Annotated in this window: 22 protein-coding genes and 1 tRNA gene; 8 read left to right on the forward strand and 15 right to left on the reverse strand. The window is 65.5% G+C overall.

Translation table 11 applies throughout. From position 1 onward, the window contains the following. Window positions 1-7: 7 nt before the first annotated feature. Window positions 8-2,014: a class I poly(R)-hydroxyalkanoic acid synthase gene (locus AC1DSO_RS10745; RefSeq protein ID WP_477068811.1), complete on the forward strand. Its 2,007-nt coding sequence runs from the start codon at window positions 8-10 to the stop codon at window positions 2,012-2,014. Window positions 2,015-2,033: 19 nt separating this feature from the next. Here AC1DSO_RS10745 and AC1DSO_RS10750 read toward each other — a convergent pair whose 3' ends face one another. Next, on the reverse strand, window positions 2,034-2,384 hold the full coding sequence (locus tag AC1DSO_RS10750; protein WP_477068812.1) for a putative quinol monooxygenase: 351 nt from the start codon (window positions 2,382-2,384) through the stop codon (window positions 2,034-2,036). Window positions 2,385-2,457: 73 nt separating this feature from the next. On the opposite strand from AC1DSO_RS10750, the gene soxR reads away from it, so the two are divergent. Continuing rightward, the gene (gene soxR / locus AC1DSO_RS10755; RefSeq protein WP_477068813.1) at window positions 2,458-2,916 is read left to right on the forward strand and encodes a redox-sensitive transcriptional activator SoxR; all 459 of its coding nucleotides are present in this window, start codon (window positions 2,458-2,460) and stop codon (window positions 2,914-2,916) included. A 61-nt stretch (window positions 2,917-2,977) separates the two neighbouring features. Beyond that, complete coding sequence (locus AC1DSO_RS10760) at window positions 2,978-3,613, forward strand: DUF1287 domain-containing protein (protein ID WP_477068814.1); 636 nt, start codon at window positions 2,978-2,980, stop codon at window positions 3,611-3,613. 10 nt (window positions 3,614-3,623) lie between these two features. Here the strand turns inward: AC1DSO_RS10760 and argC are convergent, their stop codons facing one another. The 3 genes from argC to rplM form a co-directional block, all read right to left on the reverse strand. Continuing rightward, a complete protein-coding gene (argC, locus tag AC1DSO_RS10765; protein ID WP_477068815.1) occupies window positions 3,624-4,577 on the reverse strand; it encodes an N-acetyl-gamma-glutamyl-phosphate reductase in 954 nt (317 codons plus the stop codon). 94 nt (window positions 4,578-4,671) lie between these two features. Further along, window positions 4,672-5,142, reverse strand: a complete 471-nt coding sequence (gene rpsI / locus AC1DSO_RS10770; protein WP_477068816.1) for a 30S ribosomal protein S9 — start codon at window positions 5,140-5,142, stop codon at window positions 4,672-4,674. A 3-nt stretch (window positions 5,143-5,145) separates the two neighbouring features. After that, on the reverse strand, window positions 5,146-5,619 hold the full coding sequence (gene rplM, locus AC1DSO_RS10775) for a 50S ribosomal protein L13 (RefSeq protein WP_047406152.1): 474 nt from the start codon (window positions 5,617-5,619) through the stop codon (window positions 5,146-5,148). Window positions 5,620-5,858: 239 nt separating this feature from the next. Here rplM and AC1DSO_RS10780 point away from each other — a divergent pair, with 239 nt between their 5' ends. Continuing rightward, window positions 5,859-7,259 carry an alkaline phosphatase PhoX gene (locus AC1DSO_RS10780; RefSeq protein WP_477068817.1) on the forward strand — a complete coding sequence of 467 codons (1,401 nt, stop codon included), beginning with the start codon at window positions 5,859-5,861 and terminating at the stop codon, window positions 7,257-7,259. 28 nt (window positions 7,260-7,287) lie between these two features. Here AC1DSO_RS10780 and AC1DSO_RS10785 read toward each other — a convergent pair whose 3' ends face one another. After that, window positions 7,288-8,319: a COX15/CtaA family protein gene (locus AC1DSO_RS10785; RefSeq protein ID WP_477068818.1), complete on the reverse strand. Its 1,032-nt coding sequence runs from the start codon at window positions 8,317-8,319 to the stop codon at window positions 7,288-7,290. 144 nt (window positions 8,320-8,463) lie between these two features. Between AC1DSO_RS10785 and AC1DSO_RS10790 the strand changes: the two genes are divergently transcribed. Next, window positions 8,464-8,715, forward strand: a complete 252-nt coding sequence (locus AC1DSO_RS10790) for a GlsB/YeaQ/YmgE family stress response membrane protein (protein ID WP_047406156.1) — start codon at window positions 8,464-8,466, stop codon at window positions 8,713-8,715. After that, window positions 8,712-8,933 (forward strand): DUF2842 domain-containing protein, encoded by a 222-nt coding sequence (locus AC1DSO_RS10795; protein WP_477068819.1) that lies wholly within the window; start codon window positions 8,712-8,714, stop codon window positions 8,931-8,933. The genes AC1DSO_RS10790 and AC1DSO_RS10795 overlap by 4 nt, the downstream gene beginning before the upstream one ends. 4 nt (window positions 8,934-8,937) lie before the next feature. On the opposite strand, the gene AC1DSO_RS10800 is transcribed toward AC1DSO_RS10795, so the two are convergent. The 8 genes from AC1DSO_RS10800 to AC1DSO_RS10835 all read right to left on the reverse strand — a co-directional run bounded on the left by AC1DSO_RS10800 (window position 8,938) and on the right by AC1DSO_RS10835 (window position 14,376). Continuing rightward, window positions 8,938-9,927, reverse strand: a complete 990-nt coding sequence (locus AC1DSO_RS10800; RefSeq protein WP_477068820.1) for a hypothetical protein — start codon at window positions 9,925-9,927, stop codon at window positions 8,938-8,940. Window positions 9,928-10,083: 156 nt separating this feature from the next. Then, window positions 10,084-10,160 (reverse strand) — tRNA-Pro (locus AC1DSO_RS10805). Between the two features lie 63 nt (window positions 10,161-10,223). Then, window positions 10,224-10,652: a MerR family transcriptional regulator gene (locus AC1DSO_RS10810; protein ID WP_477068821.1), complete on the reverse strand. Its 429-nt coding sequence runs from the start codon at window positions 10,650-10,652 to the stop codon at window positions 10,224-10,226. An 11-nt stretch (window positions 10,653-10,663) separates the two neighbouring features. After that, the gene (locus AC1DSO_RS10815) at window positions 10,664-10,966 is read right to left on the reverse strand and encodes an integration host factor subunit alpha (RefSeq protein WP_004623639.1); all 303 of its coding nucleotides are present in this window, start codon (window positions 10,964-10,966) and stop codon (window positions 10,664-10,666) included. A 199-nt stretch (window positions 10,967-11,165) separates the two neighbouring features. Next, on the reverse strand, window positions 11,166-12,143 hold the full coding sequence (locus tag AC1DSO_RS10820; RefSeq protein WP_477068822.1) for a beta-ketoacyl-ACP synthase III: 978 nt from the start codon (window positions 12,141-12,143) through the stop codon (window positions 11,166-11,168). Further along, on the reverse strand, window positions 12,140-13,222 hold the full coding sequence (plsX, locus tag AC1DSO_RS10825; protein WP_477068823.1) for a phosphate acyltransferase PlsX: 1,083 nt from the start codon (window positions 13,220-13,222) through the stop codon (window positions 12,140-12,142). Before plsX ends, AC1DSO_RS10820 begins: the two co-directional genes overlap by 4 nt. A 96-nt stretch (window positions 13,223-13,318) precedes the next feature. Then, entirely contained in the window at window positions 13,319-13,861 is a 543-nt protein-coding gene (locus tag AC1DSO_RS10830) for a YceD family protein (RefSeq protein WP_477068824.1), read from the reverse strand. Then, a complete protein-coding gene (locus tag AC1DSO_RS10835) occupies window positions 13,846-14,376 on the reverse strand; it encodes a ubiquinol-cytochrome C chaperone family protein (protein ID WP_477068825.1) in 531 nt (176 codons plus the stop codon). Before AC1DSO_RS10835 ends, AC1DSO_RS10830 begins: the two co-directional genes overlap by 16 nt. Window positions 14,377-14,498: 122 nt before the next feature. Between AC1DSO_RS10835 and AC1DSO_RS10840 the strand changes: the two genes are divergently transcribed. Next, window positions 14,499-14,984: an outer membrane protein assembly factor BamE gene (locus AC1DSO_RS10840; protein ID WP_477068826.1), complete on the forward strand. Its 486-nt coding sequence runs from the start codon at window positions 14,499-14,501 to the stop codon at window positions 14,982-14,984. Window positions 14,985-15,251: 267 nt separating this feature from the next. Then, a complete protein-coding gene (locus AC1DSO_RS10845; RefSeq protein ID WP_477068827.1) occupies window positions 15,252-15,794 on the forward strand; it encodes a response regulator in 543 nt (180 codons plus the stop codon). Window positions 15,795-15,871: 77 nt separating this feature from the next. Here AC1DSO_RS10845 and AC1DSO_RS10850 read toward each other — a convergent pair whose 3' ends face one another. Both AC1DSO_RS10850 and AC1DSO_RS10855 read right to left on the reverse strand, forming a co-directional pair. Next, entirely contained in the window at window positions 15,872-18,010 is a 2,139-nt protein-coding gene (locus AC1DSO_RS10850; RefSeq protein ID WP_477068828.1) for a sodium-translocating pyrophosphatase, read from the reverse strand. Window positions 18,011-18,255: 245 nt separating this feature from the next. Beyond that, on the reverse strand, window positions 18,256-18,759 hold the full coding sequence (locus tag AC1DSO_RS10855) for a hypothetical protein (RefSeq protein ID WP_477068829.1): 504 nt from the start codon (window positions 18,757-18,759) through the stop codon (window positions 18,256-18,258). Between the last annotated feature and the right edge of the window lie 4 nt (window positions 18,760-18,763).

Below are 18,763 nucleotides of genomic sequence, written 5' to 3' on the forward strand. Positions count from 1 at the left end.
AAACCTCATGGCCACGGCGAAGGCGGCTTCAAAGCCTAAGAAGAAAGCCGCACCCAAGGTCGAGACGCCCGAACCCCAAGCCAAGGCCGCGTCGAAGAGCTCGAAGTCCAAGGCCAAGCTGGAAGCCGCTCCGCCGCCAAAGACCGAATCGGCGGGTCCGCCTCCAGGCTCCCAAGCATCCGGAAACCCGGGTCCCGGCGCGCCGCCCTTCCCGCCGTTCGAAACCATGCTCTCGCCCGACCAGCTGAGGATGGTCGAAACCCTGTCGGCCAACCTGGCCCGCGCCGCCGTCACCGCCCAGGGCGCGATCGCCGAAGCGGCGCTACGCCAAGCCGACCGCCCGGCCGCCCTGACGCCCGACCCTTTCCACGTCGCCCCGGCCTTGAATGAGGTGATGTCTCGCCTGGCGGCCCAGCCCGATCGATTGATGCGAGCTCAGGCCGACCTCTTCAGCCAATACATGGATCTCTGGCAAACCACCGCCCGTCGCGCCGCCGGCGAGGAGGTCGCCCCCGTGGTCGCGCCAGCCGCCGGCGACAAGCGCTTCAACGATCCCGACTGGGCGTCCAACCCGATGTTCGACCTGATGAAGCAGTCCTACCTGCTGTCGTCGAACTGGCTGAACGGCCTGATCGCCGAGGTTGACGGTGTCGATCCGGCCAGCAAGCGACGGGTCGAGTTCTTCACCAAGATGCTGACCGACGCGTTCTCGCCGTCGAACTTCCTGATCTCTAACCCCGCCGCCCTGCGCGAGGTTGTGCAGACCCAAGGCCAGAGCCTGGTGCGCGGTATGGAGAACTTCGCGGCCGACCTCGATCGTGGCGGCGGTCAGCTGGCGATCAGCCAGACGGACCTGGCCAAGTTCAAGGTCGGGGAGAACGTCGCCACGGCGCCGGGCAAGGTCGTCTACCAGAACGACATCCTGCAGCTGCTGCAGTTCAACCCGACCACCGAGACGGTCAGCGAGATCCCGTTGTTGATCTTCCCGCCGTGGATCAACAAGTTCTACATCCTGGACCTGCGCCCCGAGAATTCGATGATCCGCTGGCTGACTGGCCAGGGTTTCACGGTGTTCGTCGCCTCATGGGTCAACCCAGACCAGAAGCTCGCGGCCAAGACCTTCGAGGACTACATGCTCGAGGGGATCTACGACGCGACCCAGCAGGTGATGACCCAGTGCGACGTCGATAAGGTCAATACGGTCGGCTACTGCATCGGCGGCACGCTGCTGTCCGTCGCCCTGGCCCACATGGCCGCGCGCGGCGACAAGCGGATCAATTCGGCCACCTTCTTCGCCGCCCAGCAGGACTTCGCCGAGGCCGGCGACCTGCTGCTGTTCACCAACGAGGAATGGCTGCAGTCGATCGAGCAGCAGATGGACGCCGCCGGCGGCTTCCTGCCCAGCCAATCGATGGCCGACACCTTCAACGCGCTGCGCGGCAATGACCTGATCTGGTCGTTCTTCGTCAGCAACTACTTGATGGGCAAGGAGCCCCGCCCCTTCGACCTGCTGTTCTGGAACGCCGACCAGACGCGGATGCCCAAGTCGTTGCATCTGTTCTATCTGCGCAACTTCTACAAGGACAACGCCCTGACCACGGGCAAGCTCAGCCTGGGCGGCGAGCAACTGGACCTGTCGAAGGTAAAAACCCCGATCTACGTCCAGTCGTCCAAGGACGACCACATCGCGCCGTTCCGCAGCGTCTATCGCGGGGCCAAGGCCTTCGGCGGGCCGGTGACCTTCACCATGGCGGGCTCCGGCCATATCGCCGGGGTGATCAATCATCCAGACGCCAAGAAGTACCAGCACTGGACCAACGACGGCTTACCCGGCGACGTGGGCGACTGGATCGCGGGCGCGGAGGAGCATCCCGGCTCGTGGTGGCCGCATTGGGCGGCCTGGCTGCGCGCGCGTTCGGGCGAACAAGTCCCTGCTCGCGATCCGATCAAAGGACCGTTGAAGCCGCTCGATGACGCGCCAGGCAGCTTCGTGATGGTGAAGTCGCAGCCTTGAGGCCGCGACGTCTCCCGCGTCAGATCACGCCAATTTCGTAGGCCAGCTCGACCGACAAGGCTTCGTTGCTCTCGATCAGCGCGCCGGCGCGGATCAGGTGCTCGCGGAACCGAGGGTCTTGCCGGAATCGCTCGCCGTCCTCCGCCGTCTCGAAGGCCGACACGAAGACGATCGTGTTCTTCTCGGACGACTTGAACAGCCGACCGCCGCGCACGCCCGGAACCGTGCCGCGGATACGCTCCAGATGCGCGGTCTGAAGGGCCATGAACTCTTCGAAGTGGCCAGGCTTGATCCGGATGACGCTGATGCTGAGCGCCGGCTTGGCCGACTGGGCGGCGTCAGCGTTTTGGTCTTGAACGGCGAGGGTCATGAAAGCTCCTGGGTGGTTGCCTGCTTAGGAGCCTCTCCTGTAAAACCTCAACCATAGTTGAGGTCAAGCGCCGATGTCGAAATCCTCTTCGCCTCCGACACTGAGCATCGGCGAAGTCGCCAAGCGTAGTGGCGTCGCCGTTTCCGCCTTACATTTTTATGAGGCCAAGGGGCTGATCCGCAGCCTGCGCACCGATGGCAACCAGCGGCGCTATCCACGCGGCGTGCTGCGGCGTGTGGCGGTGATCAAGGTGGCTCAACGCACGGGCATGCCTCTCTCTGAAATTCGCGAAGCGCTGGCCGCCCTGCCCGACGATCGCGCGCCCAGCGTCGACGACTGGAAGAGACTTTCCACCAACTGGCGCGACGAGTTGGATGTCCGCATTCGTCGACTCACCCAGCTGCGTGATCAACTAGGCGATTGCATCGGCTGCGGATGCCTGTCGCTGACCGCCTGCCCACTCCGCAATCCGGGAGACGCCCTGGGCGCTGACGGCTCCGGCCCACGTCTTCTAGAGGTTGAAGACAACTAAGATCGCGCAAAGACCCGCGTTCGCCCAAAAGTCGCCAGGATCGCGGTTAAGCTTCCGCGCCATGCTCACGCTCGACCGTCGGACAGCCTTGGGAATGTTCGCCGCCACGCCGTTCCTGGCGCGCGGCGGGCCCAGCCACGCCCTGATCCAGAATGCGGGCGCGAAACTGGCCGCGGCGGCCCGCGCGCAGATCGGGATCACGGTCGACTACGATCCCAGCTACCGCTCGATCGGCTATCCGAACGGCGACGTGCTGCGCACGCGCGGCGTCTGTTCGGACGTATTGATCCGGGCCGCCCGTGACGCCTGGAACGTCGATCTGCAGAAGCGGGTGCACGAGGACATGGTCCGCGCCTTCGAGGCCTATCCCTCGCGCCGGGCCTGGGGCCTGACCAGGCCAGACGCCAATATCGACCATCGGCGGGTGCTGAACCTGGAAACCTACCTCGCGCGTCAGGACGCCCAGCTGACCGTCGGCGGCTCGCGGCCATTCAGCGGGGACGGGTTCGACGCGCCCCAGCCCGGCGACGTGCTGACCTGGCGGCTGGCCGCCGGCGGCCGTCCGCACCTGGGCGTGGTGGTCGACGGCCCGCAGCATGCGCGCGTGGCGCACAATATCGGCGACGGCGTTCGAGAGGAGCCGCTATGGGTGTTCAAGCTGCACAAGGCCGCCGGCCACTACCGCTGGCGAGTGTAGACGCCGAGGCCTAGAGGCCCGCGTCTTCCTTCAGGCCCAGGGCGATGTTCAGGTTCTGAACCGCCGCGCCCGAAGCGCCCTTGCCCAGGTTGTCGAGCAAGGCCACCAGGCGCGCTTGGCCGCTGGTGTCCGAACCGAACACGAACAGCTTCAGCCGGTTGGTGCCGTTCAGCCCCTCGGGGTCCAGGGTCGACAGGCCCTTGGCCTCCTCCAGCGAGGCGACCTCGATGAACTTCTCGCCCTTGTAGTGCTTGCAGAGCGCGGCGTGGATGTCGCCCAACGACGGCGCGCCATTCAGAGTCGAGAAGTGCAGCGGCATCTCGACGATCATGCCTTGAAGATAGCGGCCCACGGCGGGCATGAAGATCGGCCGGCTCAGTAGGCCGCCGTGCTTCTGCATCTCCGGCACATGCTTGTGGCTCATCGACAGCCCGTAGATGCGGTACGGGACCTTGGTGTGGTTGGCGGCGCTCTCGTCCTCGAACTCGGCGATCATCGCCTTGCCGCCGCCGCTGTAGCCCGAGACGGCGTTGTACGAGACCGGCAGCTCCGGCGGCAGGATGCCGGCCGAGACCAGCGGCCGCGTCAGGGCGATGGCGCCGGTCGGATAGCAGCCCGGATTGGAGATCCGCTTGGACGCGGCGATCTTGCTCCGTTGCTCGCTGTCGAGTTCGGCGAAGCCGTAGGCCCAGCCCTCGGCGGTGCGATAGGCGGTCGAGGCGTCGATGATCACGGTGTCGGGGTTGGTCACCAACGACACGGCTTCCTTGGCCGCATCGTCGGGCAGGCACAGGATCACGGCGTCCGCGCCGTTCAGCATCTCGGCGCGGGCGGCGGCGTCCTTGCGTTTGTCGGGATCGATCGAGACCAGCTGCAGGTCGGTGCGGCCAGTCAGGCGCTCACGGATCTGCAGGCCGGTGGTGCCGGCTTCACCGTCGATGAAGACCTTGGGGGCGTTCGCCATGGCGGACTCCGATCCAGACATAAGGTGAAATGGACAAGAAAAAGGGCGCTTCGGATGACCGAAGCGCCCTCTTCCAAACGCGTGCGAGCCGCGTTTAGCGCTTCGAGAACTGGAAGCTACGACGGGCCTTGGCCTTGCCGTACTTCTTACGCTCGACCACGCGGCTGTCGCGGGTCAGGAAGCCGTGCGGCTTCAGGACCGGGCGCAGGCCGGGCTCATAAAGGGTCAGAGCCTTGGACAGGCCGTGACGGATGGCGCCGGCTTGACCCGAGAGGCCCGAGCCTTCCACGGTCACGACGACGTCGAATTGACCGAGGCGATCGGTCACTTCCAGAGGCTGGGCGATCATCATGCGCAGCACCGGACGGGCGAAGTAAACTTCCTGGTCCCGGCCGTTGATGGTGATCGAACCCTTGCCCGGCTTGATCCAGACGCGAGCGATCGCGTTCTTGCGCTTGCCGGTCGCGTAGGCGCGGCCTTGGGCGTCGATCTGGGGTTCCACCGAAGCGGCCACCGGGTTGCTGGACAGGCTGGCCAGCGCGTCAAAGCCTTGTGCGTCGGTCATGGCTTAGATGCTCCGGGTGTTCTTGGCGTTGCGCGCCGCGAAGTCGACGACTTCCGGGCTTTGCGCTTGGTGCGGGTGCTCGCCGTTGTTGTAGATGAGCAGGTGGGTCAGCTGCTTGCGAGCAAGCGGGCTTTCCTTCGGCAGCATGCGCTCGACGGCCTTTTCCAGGACGCGTTCCGGGAACTTGCCGCCCAGAACCTTGCGCGGGGTGGTCGACTTGACGCCGCCCGGGTGACCGGTGTGGCGGTAGTAGACCTTGTCGTCCAGCTTCTTGCCGGTGAACTTCACCTTGTCGGCGTTGATCACGACGACGAAGTCGCCGCAGTCGACGTGCGGGGTGTAGTCAGGACGGTGCTTGCCGCGAAGACGCATGGCGATGAACGTCGCCAGACGACCGACAACGGCGTCCTGGGCGTCGACCACGATCCACTTCTTCTCGACCTCGGCGGGCTTCAGGGAAGCCGTGGTCTTTTGCATGGGATTGATCCGTAATTTCTGGGCGTCCGAACCCGAGAAAGCCGGCTTCGTCCGTGTGAGGCGCGGCAGGTACAGGAGGGTTCGCGACCTGTCAACAACAGCGCACCCAGAAACTTACAAAACCCATATAATACAAAGAGATATGGACTGCGGTATTATAATACCACATCGCTGTGTTCGAACCGTCATCAATGATGGGCATAGCTCCCGGCCAGTCACCTCACGCACGGGCGCGATCCATGTCTTTTTCCCGCAGAAGCTTCCTCGGCGCCGCCGCCACCAGCCTGGCCTTCGGCGCCTTCTCCGCCCGCGCCCAGGACGAGGCGGTCGAGGCCGAGACCTATCTGAACGAGGTCGAAGGCTACGGCCCCTTGGTCGACGACCCCAAGGGTATGCTCGATCTGCCGGTGGGCTTTCGCTACCAAGTCATCGCCCAGGCCGGCGAGACCATGAGCGACGGCTTCCTGGTCCCAGGCAAGGCCGACGGCATGGGCTGCTTTCCCGTCGACGCCGACCGTGTGCTGCTGGTGCGCAACCACGAACTATCGGTCAGTGACCTGCACAACGGGGCCTTCGGCCTCTCCGGCCACCTGGTCGATCGCATCGATCGCGCCAAGGTCTGGGACTTCCACAACGGCGAACGCCCCCTGCCCGGCGGCACGACGACACAGCTCTATAATCTGAAGACCCGCCAGACCGAGCGCCAGCACCTCAGCTTGGCCGGTACGATCGTCAATTGCGCCGGCGGCGTTACGCCCTGGGGCTCCTGGCTGACCTGCGAGGAGACGACGCTGGAATCGGGGCTGGAGGTCGGCAAAAGCCACGGCTACGTCTTTGAGGTGCCCAGCGCCCACGTCGGCCTGGTCCAACCGGTCGCCCTGACGGCGCTGGGCCGTTTCAAGCACGAAGCCGCCTGCATCGATCCGCGAACTGGCGTGGTCTATATGACCGAGGACGTCGCCGACGGCCTCTTCTACCGCTTCCTGCCGAATGATCGGCGCAATCTCGGCGCGGGCGGCCGACTTCAGGCCTTGGGCCTGGTCGATGCGCCGGAGGGCGGCGACACTCGCAACCAAGAGGAAAAGACCTTCCCGCGCGGCGGCTGGAAGGCCGTGCGCTGGATCGATCTGGACGGTGTCGACAACCCCTATGACGACCTGCGCCGGCGTGGCTACGCCAAGGGCGCGGCGGTCTTCTGCCGGGGCGAAGGCGTGTTCTTCGGCCAGGGCGAGCTCTATTTCGCCTGCACGGCCGGCGGCGCGGCCGGCTCGGGCCAGATCTTCCGCTACGTTCCTTCGGCCGCCGAGGGCCAGGCCGGCGAGACGGACCAACCGGGCAAGCTGCAGTTGTTCGTCGAAAGCCAGAACGACCGCGTGCTGGACTATGCCGACAACCTGGTCGTCGCCCCGTGGGGCCACGTCATCGTCTGCGAGGACCGCTATTCAGACACGCTGCGCAACCACCTGCGCGGGGTGACGCCCCAGGGCAAGGTCTACACCCTGGGCCGCAACGTCTTCACCGGCAATTCCGAGTTCGCCGGCTCCTGCTTCTCGCCGGATGGCGGCACGCTGTTCGTCAATATCCAGAACCCTGGCATCACCCTGGCGATCACCGGGCCCTGGTCGACCGTCAGGGCCTGACGGTCGACTACAGCGTGGACGCCAGAAATCAGGGCCGACGCACGCGCCAGGCGAACACGGTGGCGGTCGCCAGCAGCAGGGCCGCGCCGGCCTGGTGCAGCACGCCCAGGGCGATCGGCACGCCGGCCATCAGAGTCCAGACGCCAAGGCCCGCTTGCAGAGCCACGACACCCGCGACCATCAGCGCGACAGCCTTGCTGCCCGCCGCCAGCGGACGGTCGCGCTGGGCGACGACGCCGATGACGACGCCGCCGACGAACAGAGCGTAGGCCGCCAGCCGGTGATGCAGTTGCACCGCGCCCTGGCTATGGGCCAGCGTGCCCCAGAAGCCTTGGCCGACATAGTCCGCCGGGAACAGATGGCCATTCATCAGCGGCCAGTCATTGTAGACGAGGCCGGCGTCGTTGCCGGCCACCAGCGCGCCCAGCAGGCTCTGGAAGAACACCGCGCCGAGGAAGGCCAGCGCCCAGCCACGCCAGGCCGAGCGCTCCTCCACGCGAGGCGAGCCGCTCCAGGCGTCCAGCGCCGTCCAGATCAGGACGACGAACAAGGCCAACGCCAGACCCAGATGCAACATCAGCCGTTCGGGCGCGACGGAGACGCGCTCGGACAGCCCGCTCGACACCATCCACCAGCCGACCAGGCCTTGCAGGCCGCCCAGACCCAACATCACCGCGCAGCGCCAGATCAGGCGGCGCGGGATGTCGCGGCGGATCAGGAAGGCGACGAACGGAATGGCGAACACCACGCCCACCGTGCGCCCTAGGAGGCGGTGCGCCCATTCCCACCAGAAGATGCCCTTGTATCCATCCAGGGTCATGTCGGGGTTCACCAACTGATACTGGGGGATCTTCTTGTAGAGCTCGAAGCTCTCGCGCCAGGCCTGTTCCGACATCGGCGGCAGCGCGCCCATGATCGGTTTCCACTGGGTGATCGAGAGCCCCGAACCCGTCAGGCGGGTCGCCCCACCGACGACGACCATGGCAAACACCATGGCGGCGACGATGAAGAGCCAAATCGCGACGGGGCGCGAACGGTCGGAACGCAGGAAAGACGTCATAGGGTCGGAAAAGCGTCACTTCTGGGCCGAAATGCGGCGTGACTTCCCTACGCCCGACGCTTACGCGCATCAATGTCTCTGTGGACCCGCATGACGGCGCCTCTGCTTCGTGCGAGAAACCGGGCTCTGGGGGCGGAGAAGGCGATGAGCGGCATGGGCGTTTTCGCGGCGGCGGTGATCGGCATCCTGGCCGGCTGGATCGCCGATCTGGTGCTGGGACGGCGCCACTCGCTGTTCATCAAGCTCTTGATCGGCGTGATCGGCTCGTTCATCGGAGCGTTCATCGCTTCGCGCATCGACCTTCATCTGCCCGGCTTCGCCGGCGAGCTGGTCGTCTCCAGCGTGGGCGCGATTTTATTCCTGGCCGTGCTCGGCCTCTTTCGGAGAACCGCGTGAGCGCTCCCCTCATCCCGGCTCGCCTTCGTAAATTGATCGGCTCGATCGGGATCCTGGTGTTCCTGGCCGCCTACGTCTGGGCCTTCACCAGCCTCTACGACCGCCTGCCGCAGAACCGCTTGGTCCACCTCGCCTATTTCGTGGTGTTCGGCCTGGGCTGGGGCCTGCCGCTGATTCCGCTGCTGTCGTGGATGGGCAAGGCCGACAAGCGGCTCTAACACCTCAATCGATGACGCCGCGCTGAGCCTCCGGCCGAGCATAGGGGTCGAACCGCACCGCCTGGCGCTGGAAAACCTGCCGCGAAGCTTGTGCGGGCAGCCTCGAGACCTGAACCGGCCTCGCCGCCTGGAGCGTGTAGGTCGTGGCGACCCGCGCCGGAGGGCGTGGCGGCGCCTGCCGCGATGCTTGAACGGGGGCTTGCCGGTGGATCTTGGATGCGGAAGCGTCAAGCCGCGCCACCGGCGCTGGACCCTTCCGCGGCGACTGGACGGCTGGGCGTGAAACTTGGCGCGCCTGGAGAGGTGCGATCAACGGCAAGGTTTGAAGCCCCTCGGCGGTGTCGAAACGGGCCGCGGCGGCGACGCCGCCCAGGGGCAGCAGCACCCCACGCCGCGCGATCGCCAGCCTGAAGGTATGCCCCGTCCCGCCGAACTCGATATTCACGGCCAAGGTTCGGACTCGATCGTTCAGCCAGGGCTTTTCGAGCACGATCAGGCCCGTCGTCATGTGTCGCGGATCGATCGTCGTGGTCCGCAGAAGGCCCAGGGTCTCGGGCGCGGCTGGTCGGCCATATGAATCGATGATCGCCTCCGCGTCGACACCGTAGACGGTCGCCGAAATGGCCTCGCTCGAAACCGGGCCTCTGGCCCGAGAACGCTCCCTGGCCTCGCGCTGCAGAGCCGGGACCGCGATCAGATTCGCGGTTCCGCCGTCCTCGTAGATCGCCCCGACATTCTCGTATCCGAAGTTCAGAGGCGCGACGCCCGTATTGATCGCCGTCACCGCCAGGACGATACGATCCTGGAACTCCGAGGCCAGAGGCGTGAGCTCGATCACCCCTGCCCCGGCGCGTGAAATCAAGGTTGGACGGCCGCTCTGGTAATGCGCCAGGCTGGCGCTGCTGGGCGCCGCGCCGACACTATAAGGCGTCGTGCCGCAGCCGGTGATCAACAAGGTCGAAGCTAGAACGCCACTCAGGAACATCCTGCCCATGCCCGGTCTCCACCGTAAGCTTGAGCTTAAGTCTCTGCCCCATTTGGTTAATTTTATTTTGACACAACAGTCAAATGTGAAACGACCGTTTTTGCATACGAAAAAGGGCCGCCTTTCGGCGACCCTTTCCAGCTTCCGCTATCTTCCCGAAGGAAATGGTCGGAGCGACAGGATTCGAACCTGCGACCCCTTGACCCCCAGTCAAGTGCGCTACCAGGCTGCGCCACGCTCCGACGCGGAAGGAGCGCCCTTATAGGGGCCGCTCCGGCCTTGGGCAACACCGATTTCAGACCAAATCAACCGCGGGTCAGAAGACCGTCCAAACGCGATTTTATGGCGGTCAAATCATCCAGCGCGAAGGCCAGGCGATCGCGCGTCTCACCACCCAAACGCCGATTCCGCGCCTCGGACGCATCATAGTCGATGTCGGGATCAAGGCTGGCCGAACCGTTCGAGCCAAGACCCGCGGCGATCACCTGGGCCAGGCCATGGTCGCGGTGCAGCTTCTGCACGCCCTTGATGGTCAGGCCTTCGCTATGCAGCAGGGTGCGCACGCCGTTCAGCACGGCCACGTCCTGCGGGCGATAGAACCGCCGCCCGCCGGCCCGCTTCATCGGGCGAATGAAAGAGAACTTGGTTTCCCAGAAGCGCAGGACGTGCTGAGGCACGCCAAGCTCCTCCGCGGCCTCGGAAATCGTGCGGAAGGCGTTCGGCCCCTTCGCCACCGCATGAATCCCTAGTCGCCCAGGGCGCGGTCGATTCGCGCCTTCATGACCTGCGAGGCGCGGAAGCCGATCACCCGACGGGGTTCGATTTCGGCTGGCTCGCCAGTCTTGGGATTGCGGCCCATGCGGGCACGCTTTGAACGGACCTGGAAGACCCCGAAGCCCGAAAGCTTGACCGTCTCGCCCTCTTCAAGCGCCTCGGCCACGAGATCCAGGGTGCGCTCGACAAGGCCGGCGCAGTCCTGACGGGTCAATCCGACCTCTTCATGAACCGCCTCGCACAGGTCGGCTCGGGTCAAAGTAGCGCCCTTCATGCAACCCCCTTCACGCGTATCTTGGCGGCCCGATAGGCAGCCTCTGATGGAGCACTCGCGGCGAATTCGAGCTTTTCACGACCGCGCTCGACCGGCCGCACTCAAGTTCACCGACGACCTCATGCCGTGATTATCACATGAAGTCAAAGGCTCAACGTCATGAGTTCATGCCCGGCGACAAGGCCGCGCAAGCTGCGCCCTAAAGGCGCAGGACGCAGGCGCCCCAGGTCAGGCCGCCCCCCATGGCTTCAAGTAGCAGCAGATCGCCCGGCTTGATGCGCCCGTCCTTGACTCCGTGGGCGAAAGCCAGCGGAATCGAGGCCGCCGAGGTGTTGGCGTGGATGGCGACCGTCGAGATCACCTTCTCCTCGTCGATGCCGCAGCGATGGGCCACCCCGGCCAAAATGCGCTGGTTGGCCTGGTGCGGGATGAACCAGTCCACATCCGCGACCTCGACGCCGGCATTGGCGGAGGCGGCGTGAATGGCCTCGGATATGTTGATCACGGCGTGCTTGAAGACCTGGTTTCCTAGCATCCGCAGCTTGCCGACCGTGCCGGTGGTTGAGACGCCGCCGTCCACATAGAGCAGGTCCTGCTTGGTCCCGTCGGCGCGCAGAGCGAAGCCCAGCATGCCGCGGTCGGCCGTGGTCCCCTCGCCTTCCTGGGGCTCCAGCACGATCGCGCCGGCGCCGTCGCCGAACAGCACGCAGGTGCCACGGTCGCTCCAGTCCATCAGCCGGGTCATGGTCTCGGCCCCGATGACCAGGGCGCACTTGGCGTGGCCACGCGCCACGAAGCCGTCGGCGACGCTCAGGGCGTAGACGAAGCCCGAGCAGACGGCCTGGACGTCGAAGGCGATGCCAACGGGCGCGCCCAGCTTGCGTTGGACGATGGTGGCGACGGCCGGGAAGGTCAGGTCGGCCGTGGTGGTGGCCACGATGATCAGATCGACGTCGGCGGCCGTCTTGCCGGCCGCCGCCAGAGCTTCCCTGGCGGCCTCGGCGGCGAGATCCGAGACCGGCTGGTCGTCGGCGGCCTGATGGCGCTGGCGGATCCCCGTGCGCTCGACGATCCATTCGTCACTGGTGTCGACGAACTTGGCCAGGTCGTCATTGGTAACGACCTTGGGCGGCAGATACGCGCCGACGCCGGTTACTACGCTGCGGGTTACGCTCACTCGGCCGCTCCCTGGGCATCCACGCCAGGACCTTGCCCGTCGACGGGCGCGTCCGTGGCCGCGACAGCGGTCAGGCGTTTCAGATTTCTGTCGATCTCGGCGCGGAAATCGCTGCGCGCGAGGTTGGTCGCGACTCGGATGGCCGAGGCGAACCCGCCCGCGTCCGCGCCGCCATGGCTTTTCACCACGATGCCATTCAGGCCCAACAGCGGGGCTCCGTTCACCCGGCTCGGATCCAGGCGCTGGCGCATCTTTTTCAGCGCGCCCGAGGCGATCAGGGCGCCCAACATGGCCATGGGACCCGAGGTCAAGGTGATCTTGATCTCGTTCGAGAAAAACCGCGCCAGGCCCTCGGCCGTCTTCAACGCGACATTGCCGGTGAAGCCGTCGGTGACGACCACGTCGACCGTGCCGTAGGCGATGTCGTTGCCCTCGACGAAGCCGTGATAATCGAAGTCGAGTTTGGCCTCGCGCAGGATGGCGTGAGCCTCACGGACCTCTTCATGGCCCTTCTGGTCTTCGGAGCCGACGTTCAGCAGGCCCACGGTCGGGCGCTTGGCGCCGTGCACGGCGTGGTGGAAGGCGGCCCCCATGATCGCGAACTCGACGAGTTGGGCCGCATCGCTTTCGACGTTGGCGCCGACGTCCAGGACCGTCGTCACGCCCTTCATGTTGGGCCAGTTGGCGACGATGGCCGGGCGCTCCAGGTCCGCGCCCATCCGCAGGATCAGCTTGGAGATGGCCATCAGAGCGCCGGTGTTGCCCGCCGAGACGCAGGCCTGAGCCTCGCCTTCGCGCAGCGTCTCGATGGCGTTCCACATGCTGGAGCCCTTGCCCCGGCGCATGGCCTGGGCGGGCTTCTCGTCCATCCCGATGGCCTTGTCGGAGTGGCGGACCTCGCTGACCGCCTTGGCGGCGGGATGCTTGGCAAGTTCAGCCTGGATCTTCTCGCCATCCCCATGCAGCAGGAACCGCACTCCGGGCATGGCCTGGGCCACCTGGGCGACACCAGGCACGACGATGGAGGGGCCGTGGTCGCCGCCCATGGCGTCGACGGAGATGACTACGGATTGGGACACGTGGCGCAGTGAGCTCCGGCAGGCGGTCACGCCGCCCTCAAGGCGGCGGACGATACATCCGCGTGAATATCACGCAAGCGGTCGAGTCGGCCTGCCTTAGGCTTCCTCGTCCTTCAATTTAAGGCCCTTCAGCGCCGAAAACGGGGAAAGTTCGACCGGCTCCGGCGGCTGAACGAACACCGCGCCTGGCTTACGGGGGAACGGATCCAACTCCAGCGCCAAGTGCTCGACGATATAGCCCGAGACGTCGATCTTATCGCCGTCCAGCACGTCCGGCGGATCGTCGGCGTCTGGGTCCACGCCCAGGTCGCCGCTGTCCTCGTCCTGTGGCGCGTTCTTGCTGTTGGCCGGCAGGACCCGCAGGTCGAAGCGGGCGTCGATCGGCGTTTCGAAATCGTCGGCGGTGGCGCTGCAGGTCTGGAGGATGCGAGCGCGCAGCAGGCCCGAGACCTCGGCCCCGTCCAGCCACGAGGTCAGGAACACCTCGGCGCTGAACTCTTCCAGGCTGACGAGGTTCAGTTGCTTGGCGATGGCCTTGCGCTGTTCGGCCGTCGGCTCCAGGCGCAGTTTCACGGCGCCGCGGTCGACCTGGGCCAGCGGGATCTCGCAGGGCCAGGGGGCGGTCACGGGTTCGGCCAAGTCACGTCTCCTTGCAGCAGGGCCTCCAGCGGCTGTTCCGCCAGCGACGCGCGCGTCTTGATCAGATAGGCGCTCAAGGCCGCCACGTCGCCCTCCCCGCGCTCCTCGAACGCCGTGCGCGTGAGGAAATCGGTGACGGCCGTCGTGTCCGGCAAAGTCGCGAGCGCGTCGTCATAGGTTTTCAGGCGGCCATAGAAGGCGCCGGCCAGCTTCTTCATCTTCTTGCCGACCGCGGTGTCGGCCACGCCGATTTCGCGGAAAGCGTCGTCCAGGCCCTTCACATATGAGTCGAAGACCGCCTGCGAGGTCTCGGCCGCCGCGTCGCCCTGCCCCTTCAACCGCTCGATCAGAAAGATCACATGCAGACTGAACAGCTCGAAACGGCCCTCCAGCGAGTCGCGGACGCCGAAATCACGATAAAAGACCGCGGACCGCGCCTGCCCGACCGCCGAAGCATACAGCTTGGCCCCCGCCGCCTTGGCGGGCCTGGGCTTGAGCAACCTGTCCAGAAACATGAAACGCCTCGATTTCGCCGCGACATCCCGCTATGCGCGGGGTCCGCTTTCACGCGGGCATTGAACTAAGCCCCCGCGGGCGATAGGTCAAAGTCTGCATTTTTTCCGGTTCCGGAGCCTTGATGTCTCGCCCAGCCGTTTTCGCCGCCGCCATCCTGGCCCTGGCGTTGTCTACTTCGGCCTGCACGCCGCTGACGAGCTATTCCGGCTTCCAGGCCATCGAGGCCAAGCCCGCCGACATGAAGGTGGGCGAGGACAGCAAGTCGACCCTGATGGAAAAGCTGGGTTCGCCGTCGGCGGTTTCGACCTTCGACCAGAACACCTGGTACTACATCTCGCAAACCACCGACCGCGTGGCCTTCTACATGCCACGCGTGATCAAGCGCGACGTGGTCGCGATCAAGTTCAACCCGGCCGACGAAAAGGTCGCCTCGGTGAACACCTTCACGCTGAAGGACGGCAAGGTGATCGCCTATAACGGTCGCGAAACTCCGACCCGCGGTCGCGAGATGACGATCCTGGAGCAGCTGCTCGGCAACGTCGGTCGCGGCGGCATGCTCCCGCAGGACGACGAGGCTCCGGGCCAGCGTCCGGGCGAACGCCGCTAAAATCCAGCGCCGGCGATCCAGAAGATTTTGAAAGCCGTCCGCCGCGAGGCGGGCGGCTTTTTCGCGCGTCGGTTTTGTGACGCGAGAATCCTCTACTGGGGAGGGTAAGTAGAGCTCGCCCATTTACAGTGAATTTGAGATTGACCTTCTTAATAATGACAGATTTCCGCACCCTAAACACTTCCTAAACCCAAATTGAGTGAATTTCAGACTCTGATCGCCTGAGATTTGGCGATGCGAATTCACGGCAGCTGTGGGAGGCGCACTGTGGAGAGCATGGATCTTCGCGATGTGTCGGTTCTGCTTGTCGATGACAATGCGAACATGCGGAAAGTCGTCAGTGAAATCCTGAAGGCGGCGGGCGTGCGCCGGGTTCGCGAGGCTGGCGACGGGCTGGACGCCCTCAAGATCTTCCAGAGCCAGGAGATCGACCTGATCTTCACCGATCTGATGATGCATCCGGTCGACGGCTTGGCCTTCATCCGCTGGATCCGCACCTCGACGGCCAGCCCCAACCCCTATGTGCCGATCATCATGATGACGGGTCACGCCACCCGGCAGTCACTGAACGATGCGCTCATGGCCGGCGTGACGGAATTTCTGGCCAAGCCGCTGACCGCGCGCGGGGTCATGCACCGCATCAACGAGGTCGTGAACAATCCCCGCCCCTTCGTCCGGGTCAGCGAGTATTTCGGCCCCTGCCGTCGCCGGAAGATCGATCACGATTTTCAAGGTGTCGAACGTCGCGGCGCGCCGCAGGTCGAAATCCAGGACGCTTTGGCCGAGCTGGACCACGAAGACGTCTACTGAGGTTCACGCGAGCGCTCGAAAACAAAACGCCCCGGAGTTTCCTCCGGGGCGTTCCAGTTTCGGGCCGATGCCGAGGATCAGCCGCCGTGGGCCAGCACTGCCAGCAGCAGCAGGGCCACGATGTTGGTGATCTTGATCATCGGGTTCACGGCCGGACCCGAGGTGTCCTTGTAGGGGTCGCCGACGGTGTCGCCAGTGACGGCGGCCTTGTGGGCCTCCGAGCCCTTGGTGTGGAGGACGCCGTTCTTGTCGGTGAAGCCTTCCTCGATCACCTTCTTGGCGTTGTCCCAGGCGCCGCCGCCGCTGGTCATCGAGATGGCGACGAACAAGCCGGTGACGATCACGCCCATCAGCATGGCGCCGAGCGAGGCGAAGGCGTCGACCTTGCCGGCGATAGCCTTGATCACGAAGAACAGCACCACCGGCGAGACCACCGGCAGCAGGCTGGGCACGATCATCTCGCGGATGGCGGCCTTGGTCAGGATGTCCACGGCCTTGCCGTACTCGGGCTTGACCTCGCCGGTCATGATGCCTGGGTTCTCGCGGAACTGGCGGCGCACCTCGGCGACGACCGACTCGGCCGCACGGCCGACGGCGGTCATCGACATGCCGCCGAACAGGAACGGCAGCAGGCCGCCGAACAGCAGACCGACCACGACGTACGGGTTGGACAGGTCGAAGGTCACCGGCCCCATGCCGTCGAAGAAGCTGCCCGGCACCGCATTGGCCGAGAAGAACTTCAGGTCCTCGGTATAGGCCGCGAACAGCACCAGCGCGCCCAGGCCCGCCGAACCGATGGCGTAGCCCTTGGTGACGGCCTTGGTGGTGTTGCCCACGGCGTCCAGGGCGTCGGTGGTGACGCGGACCTCCGGCGGCAGGCCGGCCATCTCGGCGATGCCGCCAGCGTTGTCGGTGACTGGACCGAAAGCATCCAGGGCGACGATGAAGCCGGCCAGCGACAACATGGTCGTGGTGGCGATGGCGATGCCGAACAGGCCCGCCAGGTTATAGGTGACCACGATGCCGACGATGATGGTCAGGGCCGGCAGGGCCGTCGATTCCAGCGACATGGCCAGGCCCTGGATCACGTTGGTGCCGTGACCCGAGACCGAAGCCTGGGCCACCGACTTCACCGGGCGGAAGTTGGTGCCGGTATAGTACTCGGTGATCATCACGATGGCGGCGGTGACCGCCAGGCCGACCAGACCGCAATAGAACAGGCCGTCGGCGGTGTAGGTGCGCGTGGCCGTCACGACCGCGGTCGGGATCAGATCGTGCAGCACGTACCAGACGGCCGGGATCGACAGGACGCCCGTGACGATCAGGCCCTTGTACAGGGCCCCCATGATGTTCTGGCTCTTGCCCAGGCGGACGAAGAACGCGCCGATGATCGAGGTGACGATGCAGACCGCGCAGATGGCCAGCGGCAGCAGCATCATCGCGCCGACGACCTCGGTTCCGCGGAAGAAGATCGCCGCCAGCACCATGGTGGCGACCGTGGTAACCGCATAGGTCTCGAACAGGTCGGCGGCCATGCCGGCGCAGTCGCCGACGTTGTCGCCCACGTTGTCGGCGATCGTGGCGGCGTTGCGGGGATCATCCTCGGGGATGCCCGCTTCCACCTTGCCCACCAGGTCGCCGCCCACGTCGGCGCCCTTGGTGAAGATGCCGCCGCCCAGACGGGCGAAGATCGAGATCAGTGAGGCGCCGAAGCCCAGGGCGACCAGGGCGTCGACAACGCCGCGGCTGGTCGGTTCCAGGCCTAGAACGCCCGTCAGCACCCAGTAGTAGCCCGCCACGCCCAGCAGGGCGAAGCCAGCCACCAGCATGCCGGTGATGGCGCCGGAGGTGAAGGCCAGCGACAGACCTTTCGCCAGGCTTTCGGACGCGGCCTGGGCGGTGCGGACATTGGCCCGGACCGAGATCAGCATGCCCGCGAAACCGGCCGCGCCCGAAAGCACTGCGCCAACCAGGAAGCCGAGGGCGGCCCACTGACCGAGCAGAAGATAGACGATGACGAGGATGACCGCGCCAACGATCGCGATGGTAAGATATTGCCGGCGCAGATAGGCCTGGGCCCCTTCCTGGATCGCCGCGGCGATCTCCTGCATCCTTGCATTGCCGGCCGAGGCCCGCATCAGACTGGCCGCTTGCACGGCGCCGTACAGCACCGCCAGCAGCCCGGCCCCGATGGCCAGATAAAGCCAAAGACTCATTCGTTCATCGCCCCTTCGCGCTTCCAAATCAAAAGGGGGACGCCGGTCCCGGCGACTGGAGGAATGACGAACGCCACACCGCCGCCCGGATCGACGGGCGGGCCTTTGGCCTCGTACCCCCTCGATGCTCCCTTGCATGACGCTCGAACGGCGTCATGCGAATGAGACTGTCAGATGGCCGAGAGGCGCGCAACCCGTGTCGGCGCAAGCCTTTTCAGGGGCAAAGCTTGGCCGCGAAAGCGGAATCAGGGGTTCAGACTAGAGTTCGCGCCCGCTTTCACGACGTTCGGCCTGGGCGGCATCAACTGCTGGCGAGGGATCTGCTTGACGATCTCGACCGAGGCGACCTTGCCTTTGCCGAATAGACTGGCGCACTGCCCCATCACGAAGCCGGTCAGGCGGGGGCCGTCGACTTCTTTCCAGCTGTCGGCGCGCGTGAACGGGGCCCTGTAGGCCGCCCGCACGATCGCGTCGCGCAGGGCCGGCTCCTTGTCCTTGAACGCCTGAACCTCCGTGCCGGAGGTCAAGGTTAGGGTCATGGCGACGAAGACGTAGTTCACGATCCGACCATTGTAGATGATCGGAATGGTCATCGAGCCCAGCTTGTAGGAAGGATCGAGCGCCTGTTCGCCGCCCTCCTTCTTCTCTTTCTTGGCGTTGGCCAGGGCCGGACTGGCCGCCCATGCGCCATAGGCGGCGCAGGCGGCAGCGAGGAAAAGACGGCGAGAAGGAGCGAGACGACCGGTCATGGCG

It is taken from the genome of Caulobacter sp. P4_E5 (assembly GCF_056401555.1).

Coding starts and splice junctions, on each gene's coding strand:
- AC1DSO_RS10745 (WP_477068811.1), top strand. CDS start 8: ATGGCCACGGCGAAGGCGGCTTCAAAGCCTAAGAAGAAAGCCGCACCC.
- AC1DSO_RS10750 (WP_477068812.1), bottom strand. CDS start 2,384: ATGACCCTCGCCGTTCAAGACCAAAACGCTGACGCCGCCCAGTCGGCC.
- soxR (WP_477068813.1), top strand. CDS start 2,458: ATGTCGAAATCCTCTTCGCCTCCGACACTGAGCATCGGCGAAGTCGCC.
- AC1DSO_RS10760 (WP_477068814.1), top strand. CDS start 2,978: ATGCTCACGCTCGACCGTCGGACAGCCTTGGGAATGTTCGCCGCCACG.
- argC (WP_477068815.1), bottom strand. CDS start 4,577: ATGGCGAACGCCCCCAAGGTCTTCATCGACGGTGAAGCCGGCACCACC.
- rpsI (WP_477068816.1), bottom strand. CDS start 5,142: ATGACCGACGCACAAGGCTTTGACGCGCTGGCCAGCCTGTCCAGCAAC.
- rplM (WP_047406152.1), bottom strand. CDS start 5,619: ATGCAAAAGACCACGGCTTCCCTGAAGCCCGCCGAGGTCGAGAAGAAG.
- AC1DSO_RS10780 (WP_477068817.1), top strand. CDS start 5,859: ATGTCTTTTTCCCGCAGAAGCTTCCTCGGCGCCGCCGCCACCAGCCTG.
- AC1DSO_RS10785 (WP_477068818.1), bottom strand. CDS start 8,319: ATGACGTCTTTCCTGCGTTCCGACCGTTCGCGCCCCGTCGCGATTTGG.
- AC1DSO_RS10790 (WP_047406156.1), top strand. CDS start 8,464: ATGAGCGGCATGGGCGTTTTCGCGGCGGCGGTGATCGGCATCCTGGCC.
- AC1DSO_RS10800 (WP_477068820.1), bottom strand. CDS start 9,927: ATGGGCAGGATGTTCCTGAGTGGCGTTCTAGCTTCGACCTTGTTGATC.
- AC1DSO_RS10815 (WP_004623639.1), bottom strand. CDS start 10,966: ATGAAGGGCGCTACTTTGACCCGAGCCGACCTGTGCGAGGCGGTTCAT.
- AC1DSO_RS10835 (WP_477068825.1), bottom strand. CDS start 14,376: ATGTTTCTGGACAGGTTGCTCAAGCCCAGGCCCGCCAAGGCGGCGGGG.
- AC1DSO_RS10840 (WP_477068826.1), top strand. CDS start 14,499: ATGTCTCGCCCAGCCGTTTTCGCCGCCGCCATCCTGGCCCTGGCGTTG.
- AC1DSO_RS10850 (WP_477068828.1), bottom strand. CDS start 18,010: ATGAGTCTTTGGCTTTATCTGGCCATCGGGGCCGGGCTGCTGGCGGTG.
- AC1DSO_RS10855 (WP_477068829.1), bottom strand. CDS start 18,759: ATGACCGGTCGTCTCGCTCCTTCTCGCCGTCTTTTCCTCGCTGCCGCC.